Annotated in this window: 19 protein-coding genes; 11 read left to right on the top strand and 8 right to left on the bottom strand. The window is 45.8% G+C overall.

Annotation, left to right across the window (positions count from 1 at the left end; all coding sequences use genetic code 11):
- Window positions 1-18 precede the first annotated feature (18 nt).
- Window positions 19-618 carry an RNA polymerase sigma-70 factor gene (locus I5M27_RS10950; protein ID WP_200506259.1) on the bottom strand — a complete coding sequence of 200 codons (600 nt, stop codon included), beginning with the start codon at window positions 616-618 and terminating at the stop codon, window positions 19-21.
- A gap of 765 nt (window positions 619-1,383) precedes the next feature.
- Window positions 1,384-2,931, bottom strand: a complete 1,548-nt coding sequence (gene gltX, locus I5M27_RS10945; RefSeq protein ID WP_200506258.1) for a glutamate--tRNA ligase — start codon at window positions 2,929-2,931, stop codon at window positions 1,384-1,386.
- Window positions 2,932-3,160: 229 nt separating this feature from the next.
- On the opposite strand from gltX, the gene I5M27_RS10940 reads away from it, so the two are divergent.
- Window positions 3,161-4,141: a YihY/virulence factor BrkB family protein gene (locus tag I5M27_RS10940; RefSeq protein ID WP_200506257.1), complete on the top strand. Its 981-nt coding sequence runs from the start codon at window positions 3,161-3,163 to the stop codon at window positions 4,139-4,141.
- Window positions 4,142-4,349: 208 nt separating this feature from the next.
- Here the strand turns inward: I5M27_RS10940 and I5M27_RS10935 are convergent, their stop codons facing one another.
- Window positions 4,350-4,730 carry a RidA family protein gene (locus I5M27_RS10935; protein ID WP_200506256.1) on the bottom strand — a complete coding sequence of 127 codons (381 nt, stop codon included), beginning with the start codon at window positions 4,728-4,730 and terminating at the stop codon, window positions 4,350-4,352.
- Between the two features lie 134 nt (window positions 4,731-4,864).
- Here I5M27_RS10935 and I5M27_RS10930 point away from each other — a divergent pair, with 134 nt between their 5' ends.
- Window positions 4,865-5,539, top strand: a complete 675-nt coding sequence (locus I5M27_RS10930) for a 3-hydroxyacyl-CoA dehydrogenase family protein (protein ID WP_200506255.1) — start codon at window positions 4,865-4,867, stop codon at window positions 5,537-5,539.
- Between the two features lie 200 nt (window positions 5,540-5,739).
- On the opposite strand, the gene glmS is transcribed toward I5M27_RS10930, so the two are convergent.
- From glmS to I5M27_RS10915, 3 genes are read right to left on the bottom strand one after another with little or no spacing between them, the layout of a single operon-like run.
- Window positions 5,740-7,575, bottom strand: coding sequence for a glutamine--fructose-6-phosphate transaminase (isomerizing) (glmS, locus tag I5M27_RS10925; RefSeq protein WP_200506254.1), 1,836 nt, complete (start codon window positions 7,573-7,575; stop codon window positions 5,740-5,742).
- A gap of 58 nt (window positions 7,576-7,633) precedes the next feature.
- The gene (locus I5M27_RS10920; RefSeq protein ID WP_200506253.1) at window positions 7,634-9,043 is read right to left on the bottom strand and encodes a DUF4270 family protein; all 1,410 of its coding nucleotides are present in this window, start codon (window positions 9,041-9,043) and stop codon (window positions 7,634-7,636) included.
- Window positions 9,027-9,839 carry a glycogen/starch synthase gene (locus I5M27_RS10915; RefSeq protein ID WP_200506252.1) on the bottom strand — a complete coding sequence of 271 codons (813 nt, stop codon included), beginning with the start codon at window positions 9,837-9,839 and terminating at the stop codon, window positions 9,027-9,029. The genes I5M27_RS10920 and I5M27_RS10915 overlap by 17 nt, the downstream gene beginning before the upstream one ends.
- Window positions 9,840-9,981: 142 nt before the next feature.
- Between I5M27_RS10915 and panC the strand changes: the two genes are divergently transcribed.
- From panC to I5M27_RS10870, 9 genes are all read left to right on the top strand, one after another.
- Window positions 9,982-10,830 (top strand): pantoate--beta-alanine ligase, encoded by an 849-nt coding sequence (gene panC, locus I5M27_RS10910; RefSeq protein ID WP_200506251.1) that lies wholly within the window; start codon window positions 9,982-9,984, stop codon window positions 10,828-10,830.
- Between the two features lie 45 nt (window positions 10,831-10,875).
- On the top strand, window positions 10,876-11,103 hold the full coding sequence (locus I5M27_RS10905) for a hypothetical protein (protein WP_200506250.1): 228 nt from the start codon (window positions 10,876-10,878) through the stop codon (window positions 11,101-11,103).
- 38 nt (window positions 11,104-11,141) lie between these two features.
- A complete protein-coding gene (locus tag I5M27_RS10900) occupies window positions 11,142-11,768 on the top strand; it encodes a T9SS type A sorting domain-containing protein (protein ID WP_200506249.1) in 627 nt (208 codons plus the stop codon).
- Window positions 11,769-11,912: 144 nt separating this feature from the next.
- Entirely contained in the window at window positions 11,913-12,968 is a 1,056-nt protein-coding gene (locus tag I5M27_RS10895; RefSeq protein ID WP_200506248.1) for a lysylphosphatidylglycerol synthase transmembrane domain-containing protein, read from the top strand.
- Window positions 12,928-13,440, top strand: a complete 513-nt coding sequence (gene rfaE2 / locus I5M27_RS10890) for a D-glycero-beta-D-manno-heptose 1-phosphate adenylyltransferase (protein WP_394369084.1) — start codon at window positions 12,928-12,930, stop codon at window positions 13,438-13,440. The genes I5M27_RS10895 and rfaE2 overlap by 41 nt, the downstream gene beginning before the upstream one ends.
- A 5-nt stretch (window positions 13,441-13,445) precedes the next feature.
- Window positions 13,446-14,123, top strand: coding sequence for a zinc metallopeptidase (locus tag I5M27_RS10885; RefSeq protein ID WP_234462494.1), 678 nt, complete (start codon window positions 13,446-13,448; stop codon window positions 14,121-14,123).
- Window positions 14,124-14,531: 408 nt separating this feature from the next.
- The gene (locus I5M27_RS10880) at window positions 14,532-15,674 is read left to right on the top strand and encodes an acyl-CoA dehydrogenase (protein WP_200506247.1); all 1,143 of its coding nucleotides are present in this window, start codon (window positions 14,532-14,534) and stop codon (window positions 15,672-15,674) included.
- A gap of 166 nt (window positions 15,675-15,840) precedes the next feature.
- Window positions 15,841-16,767, top strand: a complete 927-nt coding sequence (locus I5M27_RS10875) for a helix-turn-helix domain-containing protein (RefSeq protein WP_200506246.1) — start codon at window positions 15,841-15,843, stop codon at window positions 16,765-16,767.
- Between the two features lie 385 nt (window positions 16,768-17,152).
- Entirely contained in the window at window positions 17,153-17,989 is an 837-nt protein-coding gene (locus tag I5M27_RS10870; protein WP_200506245.1) for a hypothetical protein, read from the top strand.
- 64 nt (window positions 17,990-18,053) lie between these two features.
- Here I5M27_RS10870 and I5M27_RS10865 read toward each other — a convergent pair whose 3' ends face one another.
- Together I5M27_RS10865 and I5M27_RS10860 are read right to left on the bottom strand one after the other, a co-directional pair.
- Complete coding sequence (locus I5M27_RS10865; RefSeq protein WP_200506244.1) at window positions 18,054-18,815, bottom strand: geranylgeranylglyceryl/heptaprenylglyceryl phosphate synthase; 762 nt, start codon at window positions 18,813-18,815, stop codon at window positions 18,054-18,056.
- Window positions 18,796-19,476: a hypothetical protein gene (locus I5M27_RS10860; protein ID WP_200506243.1), complete on the bottom strand. Its 681-nt coding sequence runs from the start codon at window positions 19,474-19,476 to the stop codon at window positions 18,796-18,798. The genes I5M27_RS10865 and I5M27_RS10860 overlap by 20 nt, the downstream gene beginning before the upstream one ends.
- Between the last annotated feature and the right edge of the window lies 1 nt (window position 19,477).

Raw genomic sequence — 19,477 nt, 5'->3', positions numbered from 1 at the left:
GAAAGCATAGCGTTTTGGTTAGCGACTCAGGATTAAAATTAGTAAAACCAGCGCTTCGCTCCAGCAGCTTCTTAAAAAAGTACGCAGTTTTTTCAGGGCAGTGCCCATATGCGCTTCCACGGTCTTTACTGAAATTTGTAATTCGTCGGCAATTTGCTGGTACGACATGCCTTCGTGGCGGCTCAGCGTGAAAACGATGCGGCATTTTTCGGGCAATTGTTCAATGCCTTCCGCCACCAGTTTTTCCAGTTCCTGCTGGTTCATTTCTTCTTCCGGCGTTTGCGCATTGGCCGCATACGTTTCCGGCACTTCATCCGAAACCACGCTCATGCGCGCGACGCGGCTTTTGAGGTAATTGAACGCCCGGTTCCGCGCCATGGTGTACAAATAAGGCTTCACCGCCGAATTGATATTAAGCGATTCGCGGTTTTCCCAGAGGTAAATGAAAATGTCCTGCGTGAGTTCTTCGGCAATTTCCTGGCTGCGCACGAATTTCCAGGTGAATTTGTAAAGGTCGGCGTAATAGGTTTTTATGAGTGTCTGCAAGGCGGCCTGGTTGCCGGCGGCGAGCTGGCTACAAACTTCTTCCGGGCTTAACGTGGCAATGCTGGCGGACATAAAAACTTTTTTGGAATGTAAAATTACAATTTTTTCGGATTAATGTTATTAAAAGTGATTTTGGGAGGGAAAAGTTTGTTTTAAGGTTTATTTTAGGTTTTAGGGAAGGGTTTGATTAGTGAATAGTAGTTTTTATGCTGAAAAGGATAGCGTTTTATTCCGGTCTTCTCGACGTCAGGAGAGATCTCATCGGTTTGGTAGTAATCATTACTTATTAAGCAAAAAAGCATATCGTTTTCATAGGTTACTCCGGCTTTCAACTTCTAACTTTTTAATTTCATAGTTTACTTTCACCCTCAAGCCGGGAGGCTTCGTTTCTGCGTTCGCGGCTGCAACCCTTCCTGCCCTAGCGGGCTGCCTCGTTCCTCGCCACCGGAAGTCTTGGAGGCCGCTCGCACAGAAACTGATGTCAGTTTCCTTCGTAGCTGGCTTCTTTTTAGTTTAGCTTTCTTCAGAACGTGATTTTCAAGGTACGCTGCGCTGGCGATAGGCGTGAAAGGAACAAGTGAAAGGTCACCCACAAGAGGTAACCCTACCGGTAAATTCTATTTGTTGATTCTGATAATTCTTGAATTCAGTAAATTCAGACTATGACAAATAATCCTTTAATCCCCTAATCTGATAAATCCCAATTCAGACAAAAATCATATTTATCATTTCAATCTCTTAAAATCGTGTTCAGACAATCATCCCGAAAATCCTGATCAAAAAAAAACCCTCCCCTGAATTAGGGGAGGGTTGGGTGGGGTGAATTCTGCCTGCAGATTAAGCCGTTTTCAAAGCATAAGGCTGCAACTTCTCAATGGCGGTTCCCAAGCGTTTTACGGTTTCTTCCTTGCCAATGATCTCGATGATGTCCATTAGGTCGGGGCCTGCTTCTACGCCGGTTATCGCTAACCGAAGCGCCTGCATTACGGCGCCTAATTTCACGCCGTTGCGCTCCAGAATGCTGGTGAGCAGGTTTTTAACTTCGGGAGCAATGAAAACTTCGATGGTTGGCAGCTCATTTTTGAATTGTTCGAAGATGTTTACGGCTTGCGCGTTCCATTTTTTGGCGGCTACCTGCTCGTTGTAGGTTTCCGGGGCAATGAACAGGTATTGGGCTTCGCGCCAGAAATCCTGCGGGAAGGTTACGCGCTCTTTCATTACCGAAGCAATTTTCGCAGCTTTTTCCGGCGAACATGCAATATTATGCTCTTTTAAAGCATCTAATAAGTAAACAGCCAGTTCTTCGTCGGGTTTGGCGCGCAGGTATTGCTCGTTGAACCACTTCACTTTGTTCTGGTCGAAACGGGTGCCGGATTTACCAATGCGCTCAATGCTGAAAGCGTCGATGAGTTCGTCCATAGAGAAAATTTCCTGCTGCGTGCCCGGGTTCCAGCCTAAGAAAGCCAGGAAGTTCACGAAAGCTTCGGGCAGATAACCGTTTTCGCGGTAGCCACTTGATTTTTCGCCCGTAAACGGATCTACCCAGTTCAGCGGGAAAACCGGGAAGCCTAATTTATCGCCGTCGCGTTTGCTCAGTTTACCGTTGCCGTCAGGTTTCAGTAATAAAGGCAAATGCGCGAATTCCGGCATGGTGCTTTCCCAGCCTAAATAGCGGTACAATAAAACGTGCAGCGGCGCGCTTGGCAGCCATTCTTCCCCGCGAATTACGTGCGTGATCTCCATTAAATGGTCATCCACGATGTTGGCTAAATGGTATGTCGGCATGCCATCCGATTTCATCAAAACCTTATCATCGATGGCAGAAGAATGCACCATCACCCAGCCTCGGATCATGTCTTTCAGGCGAATTTCTTCCTTACGCGGCACTTTCAAACGGATCACGTAGGGTTCACCACTTTCCAGACGGCGCTTTACTTCGTCTTCCGGAAGCGTAAGCGAGTTTTTCATGGTGTTGCGGGTGATGCTGTTGTATTGCGGCGTGGCAACTTTGGCAGCTTTCAGGCGCTCGCGCATGGCATCCAGCTCTTCGGCTGTATCGAAAGCGTAATACGCGTTGCCTTCGTTTACCAGTTTCAGGGCGTAATCCATGTACATGGGTTTGCGCTCCGATTGGCGGTAAGGCGCGTGCGGACCACCTATGATCGGGCTTTCGTCCAGCTTGATGCCGCACCATTCCAGGGCTTCAAAAATGTAGTTTTCAGCGCCGGGAATAAAGCGGTTCTGGTCGGTATCTTCAATGCGCAGCAACATTTTGCCGCCCATTTTTCTTGCGAATAAATAATTATATAAAGCGGTGCGAACGCCGCCAATATGTAAAGGCCCGGTCGGGCTGGGAGCAAAGCGAACTCTAACTTCTCTTTCCATGAAATGTGCTCTTAGAAAAACGGATTTGAAAAACGCCGCAAGTTACAAAAATATGCGGCCAATGGCACGTTTAATTGCAGCATTTGCCCCAGACGCCAGGGTTTTACGCGAAAAAACTAACGCTGCCGGAAGCTAACTTTTGCCCGGAGCTGCCGTTCTACCAAATGCTGCCCGAAACGGCAGGCTTTTCAATCTTCAAACCCGAAACAGGGTTCTTTTTTTAAAATTAATGATCCGAAAGATTCTGAAAGATATCTGGTGCCTCTTCCGGGAAACGTGGCTGGAATTTATGGATGTGAACCCGTTCCAGATGGGTGCGGCGCTGGCGTATTATGCCGTTTTTGCCTTACCACCCATGATCATTATTATCCTGAACTCGGCCGGCCTGTTTTATGGAAAGAAAGCCGTAGAAGGGGAAATTTACGTTTTCATGCGCGATTATATCGGAGCCGACGGGGCCTTGGAAGTGCAGAAAATGGTAGAAAACCTCAGTCAGAACGATGGCTTAACGCTGGCCACCCTCATTGGTCTGGGTGCTTTGCTGATCGCGGCCACCGGGGTTTTTATTTCCTTACAGGATTCGCTGAATTTTATCTGGGGCGTAAAACCCAAACCTAAAAACGAATACCTGAAACTCCTGCTCGACCGCCTGACTTCTTTTGCTATGATCCTGGGCATGGCGCCGCTGGTATTGGCTACCGTGTTTGTGCAGGGAGCTTTGTCGTGGCTCGGCAACCAGATCTTTATAGATGGCTCCACGCCTGATATTTTTATGGCCAGTACTATAAACCTGGTAGTTTCTACCATGGTAATTGCCTTTTTATTTGGTGCGATCTACAAATTCCTGCCCGATGCCCGCATCCATTGGCGCGATGTAAGAGTAGGGGCCGGGGTTACGGCCGCGTTGTTTACCATTGGCAAAATGATCATTGCTGCTTACGTAACCAACAGCAATATTGCTTCTATTTATGGCGCCGCCGGTATTATTGCTATTTTGCTGGTATGGGTCTTTTATTCATCGCAGATCCTTTTTTTCGGGGCGGTATTTACCTTGGTTTATTCCCGGAAATACGGCTCTAATATTTACCCGCGGCGCTTTGCCGTGCACGTGCGCCGCACCGAAGTGGAAGTTGGCCGTACCGCGGTTAATAAAGAGAAAGGCAAATACGAGCAGGGTGACGAAGATTACCGCCACCATAACGCCGATTAAGTTTTGCAGCGTAATTTAACCACGGGCTAAAGCCCATGGCAATCAGTTTTTTATTTTGTAGTTCTTTAGTGCTGATTTTCAAAGCACTTTTTTGAGTGAAAACGCTACCATTTTCAGCCTGAAAAGTCAATAAAAAAACCACCCAGGTCTCCAAGACCTGGGTGGTTTGAAAAAGTCCTTCCTCTTTCTACTTAATACCTTTATCCGGTTACCTCACGGCAATGGCCGAAATTTCCACGTTCACATCTTTGGGCAAACGGCTTACTTCCACGGTTTCGCGGGCGGGCGGGTTGAAAGTGAAATAGCTGCCGTAAATCTCGTTGATGCGGGCAAAGTTGTTCATGTCTTTCACGAAAATGGTGCATTTGGCCACGTCGGCGAAACCCATTTCGGCGGTGGCTAAAATGGCCTGCATGTTTTTCATCACCTGGTGCGTTTCGGCTTCAATGCTTTCGTTTATCAGGTTGCCGGTTTCGGCGTCCAAAGCAATTTGTCCGGAAATATAAAGCGTGTTGCCGGCCATTACGGCGTGGCTATAAGGTCCGATTGGAGCCGGCGCATTCGGCGAATTTACAATGTTGTTTGCCATAGAAAAGTATGTTTAAAAAAGTTTAACAGCAGCATTCAAAAAGACAGCATTTGTAGCCGGATAATTTTCAAATTCCCTCATTTTCAAATTTCCTCTTTTAAAACCTATCTTTACGGCCAAATATAAGCAGAAATATGCAGGTACTCGTTTTAAGCACGCCGGAAATTGTCGCCGAATTCAAACAAAAATTCACGTCGGAAAATCAATACGTTTTTATTCAAAGCTACGACGAACTGGAAAAGCATTTGCCGCAAACCGAAGTCGTTTTCGATTTCCTGCTGCAGGATGAACCGCTGCGTTTAGCGCATTACGCCAATAAAAGCCGCCTAACCGTTTTCTGCCACGCCGTTAAAAAACAACTTGCCGAACTCGCTTTAAACGCCGAAAAAGTCGCCTGCACGCTGGTTGGTTTCAACGGTTTGCCTACCATGATCAACCGCCAGTACCTGGAGGTTTCGCTGCTGCACGCCCACGCGGTAACCAAACTCGAAGAAGTTTGTAAAGCCCTCGGCACCGAATATTTAGTGGTAGAAGACCGGGTTGGTTTGGTTACGCCGCGCATTGTCTGCATGATCATCAACGAAGCCTGCTACACATTGCAGGAAGGCACCGCCACCGTTCGCGACATCGATCTGGGCATGAAACTCGGCACGAATTATCCGCACGGTCCTTTCGAGTGGGCTGCCAAGATCGGTACGAAAAACGTGTACGAAACCCTGCAAGCCATCTACAAAGACACCAAAGACGAACGCTACAAGATCTGCCCGCTGCTTAAAACCATGTATTTGAAGAACGAAAGTTTCGCGTAGTTTTTAAGCTGAAAAGCATAGCGTTTATTTCTCGGTCATCCCGACGACAGGAGGGAATCTCATTGAATAGTAGCGCTGCTTACTATTGACTTTTAAGCCTAAAACCGTAGCGTTACAAAGCTGAAACCCAATAAAACAAGAAAGGCCTCCGAACTGCTTCGGAGGCCTTTACTTTTTATGCTTCAAACGATACCGTTTTTTTATTCTACCGTTACCGATTTTGCCAGGTTACGGGGCTGATCTACGTTGCAACCGCGCATTACGGCAATGTGGTAAGAAAGTAACTGCAACGGAATAACCGAGATCAACGGAACCAGGGCTTCGTCAGCAGCCGGAACTTCGATCACGAATTCTGCCATATCCGGAATTACATCATCGCCTTCGGTTACAATGGCAATGATGCGTCCTTTACGGGCTTTTACTTCCTGGATGTTCGAAACGATCTTTTCGTAAGAGCTGTCTTTGGTAGCAATAACCACCACCGGCATGTTCTCATCGATTAGCGCGATCGGGCCGTGCTTCATTTCTGCTGCCGGGTAACCTTCCGCGTGAATGTAAGAGATCTCTTTCAGTTTGAGCGCGCCTTCCAGAGCAACCGGGAAATTATAACCACGGCCTAAATACAGGAAGTTCGGAACGTCTTTGAATACGTCGGCAATGTGCTGAATTTTTGCATCCAGTTTCAGTGCCTGCTCTACTTTGGCCGGAATGTTTTCCATTTCAACCATCAGTTGGCGCAGACGGCTGTTTTCCATGGTGCCGCGTTTTTCCGCTACCATCAGGGCCATCAGCGTTAAAACAGTTACCTGGGCCGTGAACGCTTTGGTAGAAGCCACGCCAATTTCCGGACCGGCGTGCGTGTAAGCACCCGCATCGGAAGCACGCGCGATAGATGAACCTACCACGTTGCAAACGCCAAAAATAGTAGCGCCTTTCGATTTTGCCAGTTCAATGGCGGCCAGCGTATCAGCGGTTTCGCCGGACTGGGAAATCGCAATTACGATGTCAGATTCGCGGATTACCGGGTTACGATAACGGAATTCCGAAGCATATTCTACTTCTACCGGAATGCGCGCAAATTCTTCGAACAAATATTCTGCCACCAGGCCTGCGTGCCACGAAGTGCCGCAAGCCACGATCAGGATACGGTCGGCGGCAACAAACTTGTTGGCATACTCGCGGATACCGCCCATCATCAAATGGTTCTGATCAGCAATTAAACGGCCACGCATGCTATCCATAATGGAGCGGGGCTGTTCAAAAATTTCTTTCAGCATGAAGTGCTCGTAACCGCCTTTTTCGATGGCATCGAGTTTCAGCTCCAGTTTCTGAATGTAAGGCGTGGTACGAACGGCTTCTTTGGTCTGAATATCAAGCTTGCCGTCTTTAATAACCGCGATCTCGTAGTCGTTCACGTAAATTACCTCGTTCGTATATTCAATGATCGGGGTAGCATCGGAAGCCAGGAAGAATTCATTTTCGCCAACGCCAATTACCAGCGGGCTGCCTTTACGCGCTGCGATCAATTGCCCCGGGTCATCTTCCGAAAGCACTACAATTGCATAAGCACCTACTACTTCGTGCAACGCTAAACGCACGGCTTCTTCTAAAGAGCAGTTGTTGTTCTTATGAATATCCTCGATCAGGTTGATAAAAACTTCCGAATCGGTATCGCTCAGGAATTCGTAGCCCCGGCCCTGTAAAACGGTTTTAAGGGCAGCGTAATTCTCAATAATGCCGTTGTGAATAATGGCAATGCGCTTGGACGTGGAGTAGTGCGGGTGCGCGTTCGAATCGTTCGGTTCGCCGTGGGTTGCCCAACGCGTATGGCCCATGCCTACGTGCGCGTGCGTTGCCTGATCGCCGATAAAATTTTCGAGGTCGCTTACTTTGCCCTTCTTTTTATAAACTTTCAGGTCGCCGTTCAGCAAAGCAATACCGGCGCTGTCGTAGCCGCGGTACTCTAATCTTTTAAGTCCTTTTAAAATGATCGGGCACGCTTCGCGGTGACCGATATATGCTACAATTCCGCACATAGTTTTTCGTGTTTAAACGATACCGTTTTTCGGTATTGATTATGAAATACGTTAGAGGTTAATTTAACTGTGAGTAATAGATCCGGAGTTTTATTTTACCGGGCCCGGCATCTATAATCGCACGGTTGGCCGTAATAGTTCCCGGGAACGTCAAACCTGAAGCGGTGGCAGTAAAGGCATCTTCGGCAATTGGGGAAACAATAATGCCGTTATTTGCTTTTTTGCCGTCGAAAAGGGCTTGCGCGTAAGAAGTAATATCTGCTTTGTAAAAGTTGCTGTCGGCTGCGTAAAGCGCGCGAACCGGGCGCGAAATACCAAAAGCGGAAGCATCGCCGCGCTGCACGGTGTAAGAAACGCCGGCGGTGGTTTTTGCTACACGTTTGTTTTTGGTGCTTTCGTAAAGAATGATGCTTTCAGGAGCTTTGGCAACTTTACCGGATGGGTTTATCGTTCCGGCTTTAACCGGAATTACCAACTCTGCATAGTTTATGTAAATATTGCCTTTGCCATTTTTAAAAGTTTCAATTTCGGGGAAAGTAATCAGGGTTTTTACGCCTGTATACTCCTGAATGTAAACTTCGTTGTTGCTGTCGGTGCTTTTTAGTTCCTGACCTTTGGCTAAAGCAGGTAGTTTGCCCGGGCCTTCAGCTTTTAAGGTATTGAAATAGTATTTGCCGCTTAAAGAAAAGTTGTGAAATTTCGGGGCGCCGTTTTTGTCTTTGTAATAAAGATTAATGCCTGCTACCCGCAGTACTGGGGTGCCGGCCGTGTCTGGCTTAGTAAAGAAGCCTACCAGGCTGCCGGCGGCGGAATTTGGAGCAGGAATAATGGCAATGCCGGGCCAGAATTTCCGGAATTCTTCCTGCGTGCTTAAATCGTTCTGGCCGGATTTGGTTAATACCTGGGAAGCAAAATTCCGGTCTAATTTAATGCGTAGCAGACGGCTTCCAGGCGTACCTTTATTATTTTTGGTACGGTGGTAGCGCGGCTTGAAAGTAGTTGTGCCTAAAACTGTGTTGCCCGGAATGGTGCTGGTGGTAAAATAGGTCTGGGCGTCTTTGAAATTCTCATCCAGCTTTAATACGTTTACCTGCATGGCCACAGTAGTATCGCCGTAGTAGTAACCGGTGTAAGCCAGTACCAGGACCATGGAATCGGCCTCCGTATTGGGTGCGATATCGAAGGAAACGCCGGTACCGTTCAGATCTACTTCGGTATAATGCGCTGCGGAAATGGTTCCAAACTCGCCGTCGGTGGCTTTACCGATCAGAATCGGGTTGTTTTTGAAAGCTACGATAGAATCGGGTTGCACAACCGTGCCGGCCGCCACATTCATTTTTTCGAAGGTGGTGCCGAGCAGATTGTTTTCGCCTTGCAGGCCTAAGCCAATATCAGAGGGTTTTTCGCAGGAAACTAAAGTAAGTAGAAAAAAAAAGCTTAAATACAGGGATTTAGTTCGCAAGCTCATTATACAGGTTATAGTAAGAATCGAGCTGGCTTTCGTTCTGCCCGATATCGTTGATCTTATTGGTTAGCTGGAATTCAGTGAAAAGGGCGTTCAGGTTGTCGCTGAAATCTTCGTCCGATTTTAAAACCGTGTCCGCATATTCCATACCAACTTTTACGAAAGCATCGCAGTCTGCCGATTTCAGGTTGCCCAGCATGCTGTCTTCAATATCCAGCATTTTCACTTTGCCCAGCAAATCGCCCTCAAATTTATGAGAAAATTCGTTGTTGCAAACTGTAAATACCGATTTGGCGTCTTTAAAGATCGGGTCTTTTTTGTAAGTCGATTTTAAGTACATCGGGATCAGGCCTGTCATCCAGTCATAGCAGTGTACAATATCCGGCGACCAGCCCAGTTTTTTAACGGTTTCAAGCACGCCTTTGCAGAAGAAAATAGCGCGTTCGTCGTTATCGGGGTGGAATTTATTGTCTTTATCTACCAGCGCCGATTTGCGGTGAAAATAATCGTCGTTGTCAATAAAATAAACCTGTAATTTGGCATTCGGAATAGAAGCCACTTTAATTACGAGCGGTTTTTCTTCTTCACCTACGGCAATGTTAATGCCGGAAAGACGTACAACTTCGTGCAAACGGTTCTTCCGTTCGTTGATCACTCCGAAACGCGGCACAAAAATCCGGATCTCCATTCCTCTTTCCTGCATGGCCTGCGGCAACATTCTCAGAAAGTCTGCTACTTTTGTAGTCTGTAAGAACGGGTTGATTTCTGTAGCGACGTAAAGGATTCTAAGTTTCGACATAGGCTTTGAAAGGTTAAATTACTTTTGGGCAATAGTATTGGTAAGGCAAAATTACAAAAAAAATCTCTAAATTTCAAATTTTAGTATTCTTAACAGCGTGAATATGACTTTTTATGTTGTTTTGCGTACCGTTTTCTCTTAAATGAAACAAATTACTACCATTAATGAAATGCGTGCTGAGGCGGAAAAGTTGCGTTTGGCGGGTAAAAGGATCGGGTTTGTGCCTACCATGGGCGCGCTGCACGAAGGCCATCTGGAACTGATCCGGGCCTCGGTAGCAGAAAACGACGTAACGGTTTGCAGTATTTTCGTGAACCCTACCCAATTCAACAACGCAGAAGATTTCCGGCTTTACCCCAGAATTGAGCAGGAAGATGCCGTGATGCTGGAAAATGCCCGTTGTACGTATTTGTTTTTGCCGGCCGCCGCCGAAATGTACCCGGCGCCGGCCAAAGTGAATTTTAACTTCGGAGAGCTGGAAACCGTGATGGAAGGTGCGCACCGGCCGGGTCATTTTAACGGCGTGGCTTTAATTGTGAGCAAACTTTTTCATGTGGTGCAGCCGCACAAAGCATATTTCGGGCAGAAAGACCTGCAGCAATACGCAATAATCAAACAATTGGTTACCGACCTGGATTTTAACCTGAACCTGGTGCGCTTCCCGATCGTGCGCGAAAAAAGCGGCTTGGCCATGAGCAGCCGCAACCGCCGCTTAACGCCGGAGCAACTCGAAATTGCGCCTGAGCTTTATAAAACGCTATGCCTGGCTGAAGAAAAACTGCAAAACGGTAGTCTTTCGGAAGCCAAAAGTGCCGCGGAGGCTTACCTGAAAAACTACCCGGAAATAAAATTGGAATACTTTGAAATTGCCGATGCCAATACGCTGCAGCCTTTAACCGAATTAAAACCTGGACATGAAGTGGCGTTGTGCCTGGCAGCCTTTTTAGGAGAGATCCGGCTGATCGATAATCTGGTGCTGGTGGTGAAGTAAGAAACAGTTTTCGGGCAAGCCAAAACTGATCTTAAAGCAAAATTTATGAAGCGGTTTTTACTTTTATTGGTTTTGGTATGGCTGCATTCCGCAGTTCAGGCGCAGCATTATCAATCCATTTTTGGCAAGCAAACTACTTCCTGGGAGATCGAATGGAATAATTTATCTGGGACAGCTAAAAGCACTATAAATGTGCAAAGAGATACACTTGTAAATGGCTTGCTCTATAAAAAGATTATTTCAAGTCATTTTTCCTATAGAGGAGGTTTCTAAGGGAAGATACAATTGCAGGTAAAGTTTGGTATAAGAAATTGTATCCTAATATTCCTCAATTGCCTTATGACACAATAGAAGTAGAGGTGTTTGATTATTCATTAAGTGTAGGAGATACATTTGATATATCAGGCGCAGGTTATGGCATGACTTTAAACTACCCGGACTCCTTTAATGTGGTGAAGCGGGTTTATTACCAGAATAATCAAAAGCATATTGAATTTAAGGGTCCTGCGTCAGAGTCTTTTACAATGATAGAAGGTATTGGGGGAACCTTTGGTGTGATCTGGAAGCAGTATAAGGGTGGTTTAACGAATCAATATTTGCTTTGCTCTTATAAGGATGGCGTCAAAACGTCTTACGTCAATAAAGCTTTTCAGGGAAGTTGTTCTATTACCGGAGTTTCAGAAGGTCATCCGATACAGAAAGAAAAGATCTCAATTTATCCAAACCCGGCCCAATATCAGCTTTTTATAAAAGCGTCTTCCACAGTAAAAATAAAAACCTGTCAGATCCTAAATGTTTTCGGGAAAGTAGTTGCATTGCCGGAAGTCCCAATAAATAATGCGATCGATATAGCGGCTTTGCCGGCGGGTTTGTATGTTTTACAGCTGAATTTGGATAACGGGAAAGTGCTGCGGCAAAAATTTGTAAAGCAACAGTAGGCTCGGTGCTAAGTAATCTTCCGGCAAAATCTGAGTTAAACCGGGTTTCTGTTAAATTCTTATCTTTGTAAGTTTTATGCTCAGAAAGCGCCATTAGTTTTTCGGCCTGAAACCCTACCGTTTTTTTATTACGATGCCTTTTGCATGAAGAAGCTGCTTAATATTTTAAAATACTTTTTGCTCTTTGCCTTATCCATGTTCCTGATGTGGTACGCGCTTAAAGGCATTAATTTTCAGTTGGTATTAGTGCAGTTAAAGCAAGCCAATTATTTCTGGATCGGGTTTTCGTTAACAATCGCAATGTTGGGATATTTTAGCCGGGCATACCGCTGGAAAATGCAGATCGAGCCTACGGGGTATAAAGTTGGTTTCTGGTCGGTCTATAATGCCATGATGGTGGGTTATCTGGCCAACCTGGTATTGCCGCGGGCCGGCGAAGTGGTGCGTTGCAGCGTTTTAAAGCGCACCGACGAAATTCCGGTTAAGGTTTCTTTAGGTACCGTAATTACCGAACGCGTAATTGACCTGGTGATGCTTTTGAGTCTGGTTACGCTCACCTTTTTCGTGGAATTCGATAAGCTGCACGATTTTTTCCTGAATTATTTCAACGATAAATACGCTTCTTTTGAGCAGAATAGTTTCCTGATCTACAGCATTATCGGTATCATGCTGCTGCTTACGTTGGTAGCCGTGATCCTGCTCATTATTTATCTGAACCGCCTGCGTCAGAACGCCTTTTTTATGAAAATGGTAGCGTTTGTGCGCGGCATTCTGGAAGGGGTTTTCAGCATTTCCAGGCTGAAAAATAAGGGCGAGTTTGTGTTTCATACGCTTTTTGTATGGTTCACCTATTATATAATGGGCTACATTGCTTTTTTTGCCTTAGATGCTACCAATGGCTTAGGCATGAACGTGGCGCTGGCCATTTTTGTGATCGGCGGGTTGGGCATGGCAGCGCCGGTGCAGGGCGGCATTGGGATCTTTCACCTGATGGTGCAATCTACGCTGTTGCTTTATGGTATTGGCAAAGAAACGGGCATGGCTTATGCGCTGATCGTGCATACCTCCCAAACCTTGTTGGTGGTAATTATGGGCGGAATCAGTTTTGTAATGAGCATGCTGAAAAGCCGCCGGCAACCCCAGGAAATTTTACTTTCTGATGAAAACGAACTCAACATGGCTCATGGCTTCCGCAGATAAAATTTATACTTTTGAAACCCTGCAACCGGTTTTGCAGCAATGGCGCGCCGAAGATCAGAAACTCGTTTTTACCAATGGTTGTTTCGATCTGCTGCATCTGGGCCACGTAGATTACCTGGAAAAAGCCCGCGCTTTAGGCGATAAACTGATTCTGGGCCTCAATACTGACAGGTCCATTCGTTGTCTGAAAGGCGAAGAGCGGCCGCTGCAAGACGAAATGGCACGTGCCCGCATCATGGCAAGCTTATTGTTCGTAGATGCCGTAGTGCTCTTTGACGAAGAAACGCCCTATAATCTGATTAAACTGGTGCAGCCCGATATTTTAGTTAAAGGCGATGATTACGCGCCGGAAAATATTGTGGGCTATGACATCGTTAAGGCTAAGGGCGGCGACGTAAAAACCGTTGAACTCGTAAAAGGGTATTCTACCAGCAACATTGTTGCGAAGATCAAAAGAACAATAAACAATTAAAGAAGATGGCAATTATATTAATGATCGTAATTTTTGGTGCAAGTGCCCTGGTTCAATGGCGCTTACGTTCCAAATTTGCAAAATACTCCGAAGTTGGGCTGCAGAATGGCATGAGCGGCAAAGAAATAGCCGAACACATGCTTGCCGATTATGGCATTACCGATGTGCGCGTAATTTCTACCGAAGGCCAGTTAACCGACCATTACAATCCGGCCGATAAAACCGTAAACTTAAGCGAAGGCGTTTATGCTTCCCGGAGTGTGGCCGCCGCCGCCGTTGCCGCCCACGAATGCGGCCACGCCGTGCAGCACGCAACGGCTTACGGCATGCTGAAATTCCGTTCGGCCATGGTGCCGGCTTTAAGCGTAGCTTCCCGTTACATGCAATGGATCATCCTGATCGGGATCTTTGCGCTGCAAACCACACCCATTCCGTTGGCAATCGGGGTGGCGTTATTCGCCTTAACTACTTTGTTCAGCTTTATTACGTTGCCGGTAGAATTTGATGCCAGTCGTCGTGCTTTGGCCTGGATCGATAAGAATGGCGTTGTAAACACCCAGGAACACGAGATGGCCAAAGATGCTTTAAAATGGGCCGCTTTAACCTACGTAGTAGCCGCTTTAGGTTCCCTGGCAACGTTGCTTTATTATGCTTCTATGCTGTTAGGCGGCCGCCGCGAGTAATACTTTTCCGGGCTGAAAGCCTACCGTTTTATGACTTCAAGCCTCACAGACTTTAAAACCTGTGAGGTTTTTTTGTGCCTTAGTTTTTGTGCCGGAAAGTATAGCGTTTTGGCGGCAACAAGATGTTTTATTCCAAACAAATTGAAAAGTAGGCACAGCCATAAATTATTTCAGATAATTGCTGGTGCGAGCTTGCAGCTCGTTTCTTTGAACAAAATCAGGAAACGAGCTGCAAGCTCGCACCAGCATTTAAAGGCATTCACCAATAACTTTTATGCTGCAAAAACGCTATGCTTTTGGCTTTAAAAAGTCACAACAAGGTAAATGCATTTAATCGGGTTTCTTCTGAAGAAAATTTCTATTTTTGCAGCACGAATTTATTCTGAAAAATTTTATAAGCATCTGAATATGAATTTTGACTTAACCGAAGAGCAATTGGCGGTACAGGCTGCGGCCCGCGATTTTGCCCAAACCGAACTGCTGCCCGGCGTAATTGAGCGCGACGAGCACCAGAAATTTCCGGCCGAACAGATCAAGAAATTAGGCGAGCTGGGTTTCCTGGGCATGATGGTAGATCCGAAATACGGCGGCAGCGGCATGGATACTGTTTCGTACGTGCTGGCCATGGAAGAAATTTCCAAAGTAGATGCTTCGGCTTCGGTGGTAATGAGCGTGAACAACTCGCTGGTTTGCTGGGGCCTGGAAAAATACGGCACCGAAGAGCAAAAGCAGAAATACCTGAAACCACTTGCTTCGGGCGAGATCATCGGCGCGTTCTGTTTATCGGAGCCGGAAGCCGGTTCTGATGCTACCAGCCAGCGCACGACTGCCGAAGACAAAGGCGACCATTATCTGCTGAACGGCACTAAAAACTGGATCACCAACGGTAATTCGGCTTCGGTTTATTTAGTTATTGCGCAAACCAATCCGGAGAAGAAACACAAAGGCATTAACGCCCTTATCGTAGAGCGCGATTCGCCTGGTTTTGTGGTTGGTCCGAAAGAAAATAAACTGGGTATCCGGGGTTCTGACACGCATTCATTGATGTTTACCGACGTGAAAGTGCCGAAAGAAAACCGCATTGGCGAAGATGGCTTTGGCTTTAAATTCGCGATGGCCGTTTTAGCCGGTGGTCGGATTGGTATTGCTGCCCAGGCTTTGGGTATTGCTTCGGGTGCTTACGAGCTGGCCCTGAAATATTCGAAAGAAAGAAAAGCGTTTGGCGTAGAAATTTCCAAGCACCAGGCAATTCAGTTTAAACTGGCGGATATGGCTACCAACATTGATGCGGCTCGTTTGCTTTGTTTGCAGGCTGCATCCGATAAAGATAACCACCGCGATTATGCCAAATCTGGCGCCATGGCAAAATTATTTGCTTCTAAAACGGCCATGGATACAACCGTAGAAGCGGTGCAGGTACACGGCGGTTATGGTTTTGTGAAAGAATACCACGTGGAGCGTTTAATGCGCGATGCTAAAATAACACAAATTTACGAAGGCACTTCCGAGATCCAGAAAATAGTAATTTCGAGAGAGCTTTTGAAAAACTAATCAGGCCGTAAAGGCTTAAAATCCTGTAAATCTGCCTTGAAACAGTTATATTGTTAATTTGCAATTATAATTATTTTTTAATAGTTTTTTGCATTGTTAATGAAATATAATTAGTTTTATGGCAGATTTTTACATTTGCAGACGTTCTACTTAATTCTTCAGAATCATGGAAGATTACAATAAGGTAATTGAATCGCTCGGCGTTCGTTACATTAAGGCCAAAAATCAGGTGTTGCAGCAGCCTTTTGGCGTGCGCAATTTTTACGATGTTGGCAACAATATTATTTTGCTTCACAACGGTAAATTAGCGTTCGGCGACGACCAGCAGGTAGTGGAAGAAGGCGAATTGCTGTTTATTCCGGGTGGTCGCAGCACTAAGATTTATTACGGCAACGCGGAAACCACCAAGCCGATCTCCAACGACGACTTAATAAACAACCGCGATAAGTTTTTCCGAAACAACAATGACCTCGACGCCATTGGCGAAGCCGACGAAAGCCACAGCTTTGTAAGTTTCGAAGCCAAGGTTTTTGATTCGGTTAACTTTTTTGCATCCCTGGATGTGCCGGCGTTCCTGATCTCGAACAACTCGAAACTGGCCAACCTGATCATTAAAGTGGTGGAAGAAACCATGCAGGACCTGCCGGGTAAAGAGCGCGTAATTACGCTTTACACCGAGCAGATCGTGGTAGAAATTATCCGCTACATCCTGAAAAACAAGATGTTCGTGGAGCAGCTGGCTACCAACTCTACCTACTTCAAAGATCCGCGCCTGATCGACCTGTTCAACTACATCAAGGAAAACCTGGGCGGCGATCTGTCGAACAAGGTGCTTTCTAACGTAGCCAACGTTTCGGAAGATTATGTGGGCCAGTACTTCAAAATGCTGACCGGTATCAACCCGCAGGATTACATCGAGTACCAGCGCATGGAGCGGGCCGTATTCCTGTTAAGAACCACGAAGAAAAGCATCCGCGAAATTGGCAAAGATGTAGGTTACAAAGATACTGCTTACTTCTGCCGCCGTTTTAAGATGATGTTTGGTATTCCGGCCGGAAAAATGCGCCGCCGCGAATCTGCCCAGAACAGCTAAGCAAACTTATACAGAAATTGCAAAGCCCTGATTTCGGAAGAAGTCAGGGCTTTTTGTTTTGAAAACGGTAGGTTTTTGGGCTAGGAAAGTGCGAAGCTTTAACGGCGGTGCACCATGCCTTAAAGGGTGTGGAAATCAGTTTGGGGAAGTTTATTGGAGAGCAGTTTTTAATCGTTTTTTACTACCGTTTTTCAAGAGAAATTTAGGCACTAAAACAAAAGCAGGAACTTGAATTGCCAGGCTTTTTAAGGCGTGGAGCAGTATTGAAAAAGGTAGGATTTTCAGGGGAAAAGACGCGATGATGTGGGAAAATTAAAAATGTTACGTCAGGTGTTAGAATTAGAAAATTATTTATAACTTCCTGCTATGTTAAATCACTGGCGCTATGAATAAGATTTACGGTATTATATCTACTGTTTTAGGTTGTATGCTTTTCCTTTTGGTATCATGTTCCGATAAAAATAAGGATCCAAATGTAAATCCTCAACCAAAAAACTACCGGCCGGCAGGTTCGGCAATGTATGATCCTGCTACCAATGAAGTTGGTGATTCCACGCTCCATTATTATGACAGTAATGGAAAGTTAGTGCAGCTTGTCCGGTCAGATGGCATTTCTGCTGGCCCTCCTGTTAATTTAGCGTATGATAATTTGGGGCGGATTTCTGAAATAATGTTTCCGCCAGGTAGAGTTATACAGAAAAGGGATTATAATGGACTAGCGCAACTTCAGAAGATTCATCAATATACTGATCTAAATGATGCTAATTTTAAAACATCTGAACAAACGTTTGTTTATGATATTGCCGGGAAATTAACGAGAATTAATAGTGTCAGTTTCGATAGTCGGTTGGGTATTTCTCCTATGCACTCCTTCAATGCATTTACCTATAATGCTGAGGGTCTTATTGCAACAGATAGTTTATTTATACTCGATAATGGCAATGCCTGGTTTGAAAGTAAAACAGAATTTGAGTACGATAATAAAAAAGGGGTGAATGAATTTGGGATTAGTTTGCCTATGAATAGCTTCGCAGACTATTTGTATTTATTTGCCCCTCTGAAATCTAATATAATTTCTATTACAAAAACTCAAAGAAATAGTATACCAGCCAAAGTAACTTATCAGTATCAATATAACGCTGATAATTACCCGGTTAAAATCACCCGTTTTTCTAATGGAGGAATACTGGGTACTAAAAGAATTTCTTATAAATATTTTTAATTCAACTTCCGGCTTATTATAGAAGCATAGTATGGTTTCAGATTTTTATATCTGTATGCTTTAACTATTGAATAGCTGCCACATCAAAACTTTTCACCAACTCCGAAATTTCCCCTAAAAATGCCGGATCTTTCTCGATCTGGTTGCCAATTACAATCACGTCCGCACCAGCTTTTAAGGCAGCTTCGGCTTTTTCTTTGGTGTTGATGCCGCCGCCAATAATTAAAGGCACTTCAATGGATCTTCTTACGGCGGCAATCATTTCGGGGCTTACCGGTTTTTGCGCGCCGCTGCCGCCGTCTACGTAAATGAATTTCATGCCCAGCAGTTCGCCGGCCATGGCGGTGCAGGCGGCAATGGCGGGTTTATCGTAGGGCAGGGGTGTGGTGCCGCTCATATAACTGGCAGTGGTCTGGCGGCCGGTATCTACCAGCATATAACCTGTCGGAATCACTTCCAGCGGACTTTCTTTTAACAGCGGGGCGGCTAAAACGTGCTGGCCAATTAAAAATTCCGGGTTGCGGCCCGAAATTAAGGAAAGCAGTAAAATACCGTCGGCCTGGTGATCGATGTGGAGGCTGTTGCTCGGGAAAAGAATAACCGGGATCTGCGAGTTCTCTTTGATCAGCTGAATGAGAGCGGCCTGGTTTTGCGTGGTAACCAGGCTGCCGCCCATAAAGAAATAATCTACCTGGTGCGCTTCGCTCAAAGCCAGAATATGCAGACAGCTTTCGCGGGTCAGGTTATCGGGGTCGAGCAGTACGGCAAATGCTTTCTGCCTGCTTTCGGTTTTTAAAAGTTGGGTTTTATATATTTCTGCCTGCATCAGCATTCAGGTCGGTATAGTCTACATCCTGGGTTTTATAACCCTTTTCCGTAGCAATATCGACATTTTTAAGCACAAATTCTTCGGCTTTTTTACTCAGGTATATCAAAAGGAAAGCCATAGCCTGCGTGGCAAGCGATTTTACAAAATCCGATTGCAGGAAAGAATCAGCATGCTCCTTGTTTCCGTTGGGTGCGTGGTAATGCTGGTGCAAGGCGTAATGCGAAGGCATATTCTGCATATTCGGGTCGAAATATTTGGCCGGAGTGTTGTATAAACTGCTGTCGCCTTCGTCGGTAACGGGCTGGCTGAAATCGAGCGGTGAGCCGAAGTTCACCTCATCGTCGGGCTGCCGATAGGTTTGCGCCGGGGCATCTTTCAGGTAAAAACCGGAGCGCGGGTTCTGGCTCTGGCTTTGCAGAAGTTTTAAAGCAGCTTTCTTTTTTTTCTTTTTGCGTTTTCTGGTTCCGCCGGAAATTAATTTACTGATCACCCAAACACCGGCAACGGCTCCGCCTAACAGCAAAACGCCTTTCCCCATTTGGGTGGTTTGATCTTTTAAGCCTTCTACATCGCTCAGCAAAGCATTTTTATATTCCTGTTTCTGGCGTTCCAGAAATTCTTTTTCGTCGTCGAAGATCGGATTCTGCAGATCGCTCATA

Origin of the sequence: Adhaeribacter terrigena (assembly GCF_016623615.1) — a bacterium.
Lineage (GTDB): Bacteria > Bacteroidota > Bacteroidia > Cytophagales > Hymenobacteraceae > Adhaeribacter_A > Adhaeribacter_A terrigena.
This window is presented reverse-complemented; position numbering and strand designations above follow the sequence as displayed.

What these genes read in the sequence shown, in the direction of transcription:
- I5M27_RS10950 (WP_200506259.1), bottom strand. Translation starts at nt 618, where the DNA reads ATGTCCGCCAGCATTGCCACGTTAAGCCCGGAAGAAGTTTGTAGCCAG.
- gltX (WP_200506258.1), bottom strand. Translation starts at nt 2,931, where the DNA reads ATGGAAAGAGAAGTTAGAGTTCGCTTTGCTCCCAGCCCGACCGGGCCT.
- I5M27_RS10940 (WP_200506257.1), top strand. Translation starts at nt 3,161, where the DNA reads ATGATCCGAAAGATTCTGAAAGATATCTGGTGCCTCTTCCGGGAAACG.
- I5M27_RS10935 (WP_200506256.1), bottom strand. Translation starts at nt 4,730, where the DNA reads ATGGCAAACAACATTGTAAATTCGCCGAATGCGCCGGCTCCAATCGGA.
- I5M27_RS10930 (WP_200506255.1), top strand. Translation starts at nt 4,865, where the DNA reads ATGCAGGTACTCGTTTTAAGCACGCCGGAAATTGTCGCCGAATTCAAA.
- glmS (WP_200506254.1), bottom strand. Translation starts at nt 7,575, where the DNA reads ATGTGCGGAATTGTAGCATATATCGGTCACCGCGAAGCGTGCCCGATC.
- I5M27_RS10920 (WP_200506253.1), bottom strand. Translation starts at nt 9,043, where the DNA reads ATGAGCTTGCGAACTAAATCCCTGTATTTAAGCTTTTTTTTTCTACTT.
- I5M27_RS10915 (WP_200506252.1), bottom strand. Translation starts at nt 9,839, where the DNA reads ATGTCGAAACTTAGAATCCTTTACGTCGCTACAGAAATCAACCCGTTC.
- panC (WP_200506251.1), top strand. Translation starts at nt 9,982, where the DNA reads ATGAAACAAATTACTACCATTAATGAAATGCGTGCTGAGGCGGAAAAG.
- I5M27_RS10905 (WP_200506250.1), top strand. Translation starts at nt 10,876, where the DNA reads ATGAAGCGGTTTTTACTTTTATTGGTTTTGGTATGGCTGCATTCCGCA.
- I5M27_RS10895 (WP_200506248.1), top strand. Translation starts at nt 11,913, where the DNA reads ATGAAGAAGCTGCTTAATATTTTAAAATACTTTTTGCTCTTTGCCTTA.
- rfaE2 (WP_394369084.1), top strand. Translation starts at nt 12,928, where the DNA reads ATGAAAACGAACTCAACATGGCTCATGGCTTCCGCAGATAAAATTTAT.
- I5M27_RS10885 (WP_234462494.1), top strand. Translation starts at nt 13,446, where the DNA reads ATGGCAATTATATTAATGATCGTAATTTTTGGTGCAAGTGCCCTGGTT.
- I5M27_RS10880 (WP_200506247.1), top strand. Translation starts at nt 14,532, where the DNA reads ATGAATTTTGACTTAACCGAAGAGCAATTGGCGGTACAGGCTGCGGCC.
- I5M27_RS10875 (WP_200506246.1), top strand. Translation starts at nt 15,841, where the DNA reads ATGGAAGATTACAATAAGGTAATTGAATCGCTCGGCGTTCGTTACATT.
- I5M27_RS10870 (WP_200506245.1), top strand. Translation starts at nt 17,153, where the DNA reads ATGAATAAGATTTACGGTATTATATCTACTGTTTTAGGTTGTATGCTT.
- I5M27_RS10865 (WP_200506244.1), bottom strand. Translation starts at nt 18,815, where the DNA reads ATGCAGGCAGAAATATATAAAACCCAACTTTTAAAAACCGAAAGCAGG.
- I5M27_RS10860 (WP_200506243.1), bottom strand. Translation starts at nt 19,476, where the DNA reads ATGAGCGATCTGCAGAATCCGATCTTCGACGACGAAAAAGAATTTCTG.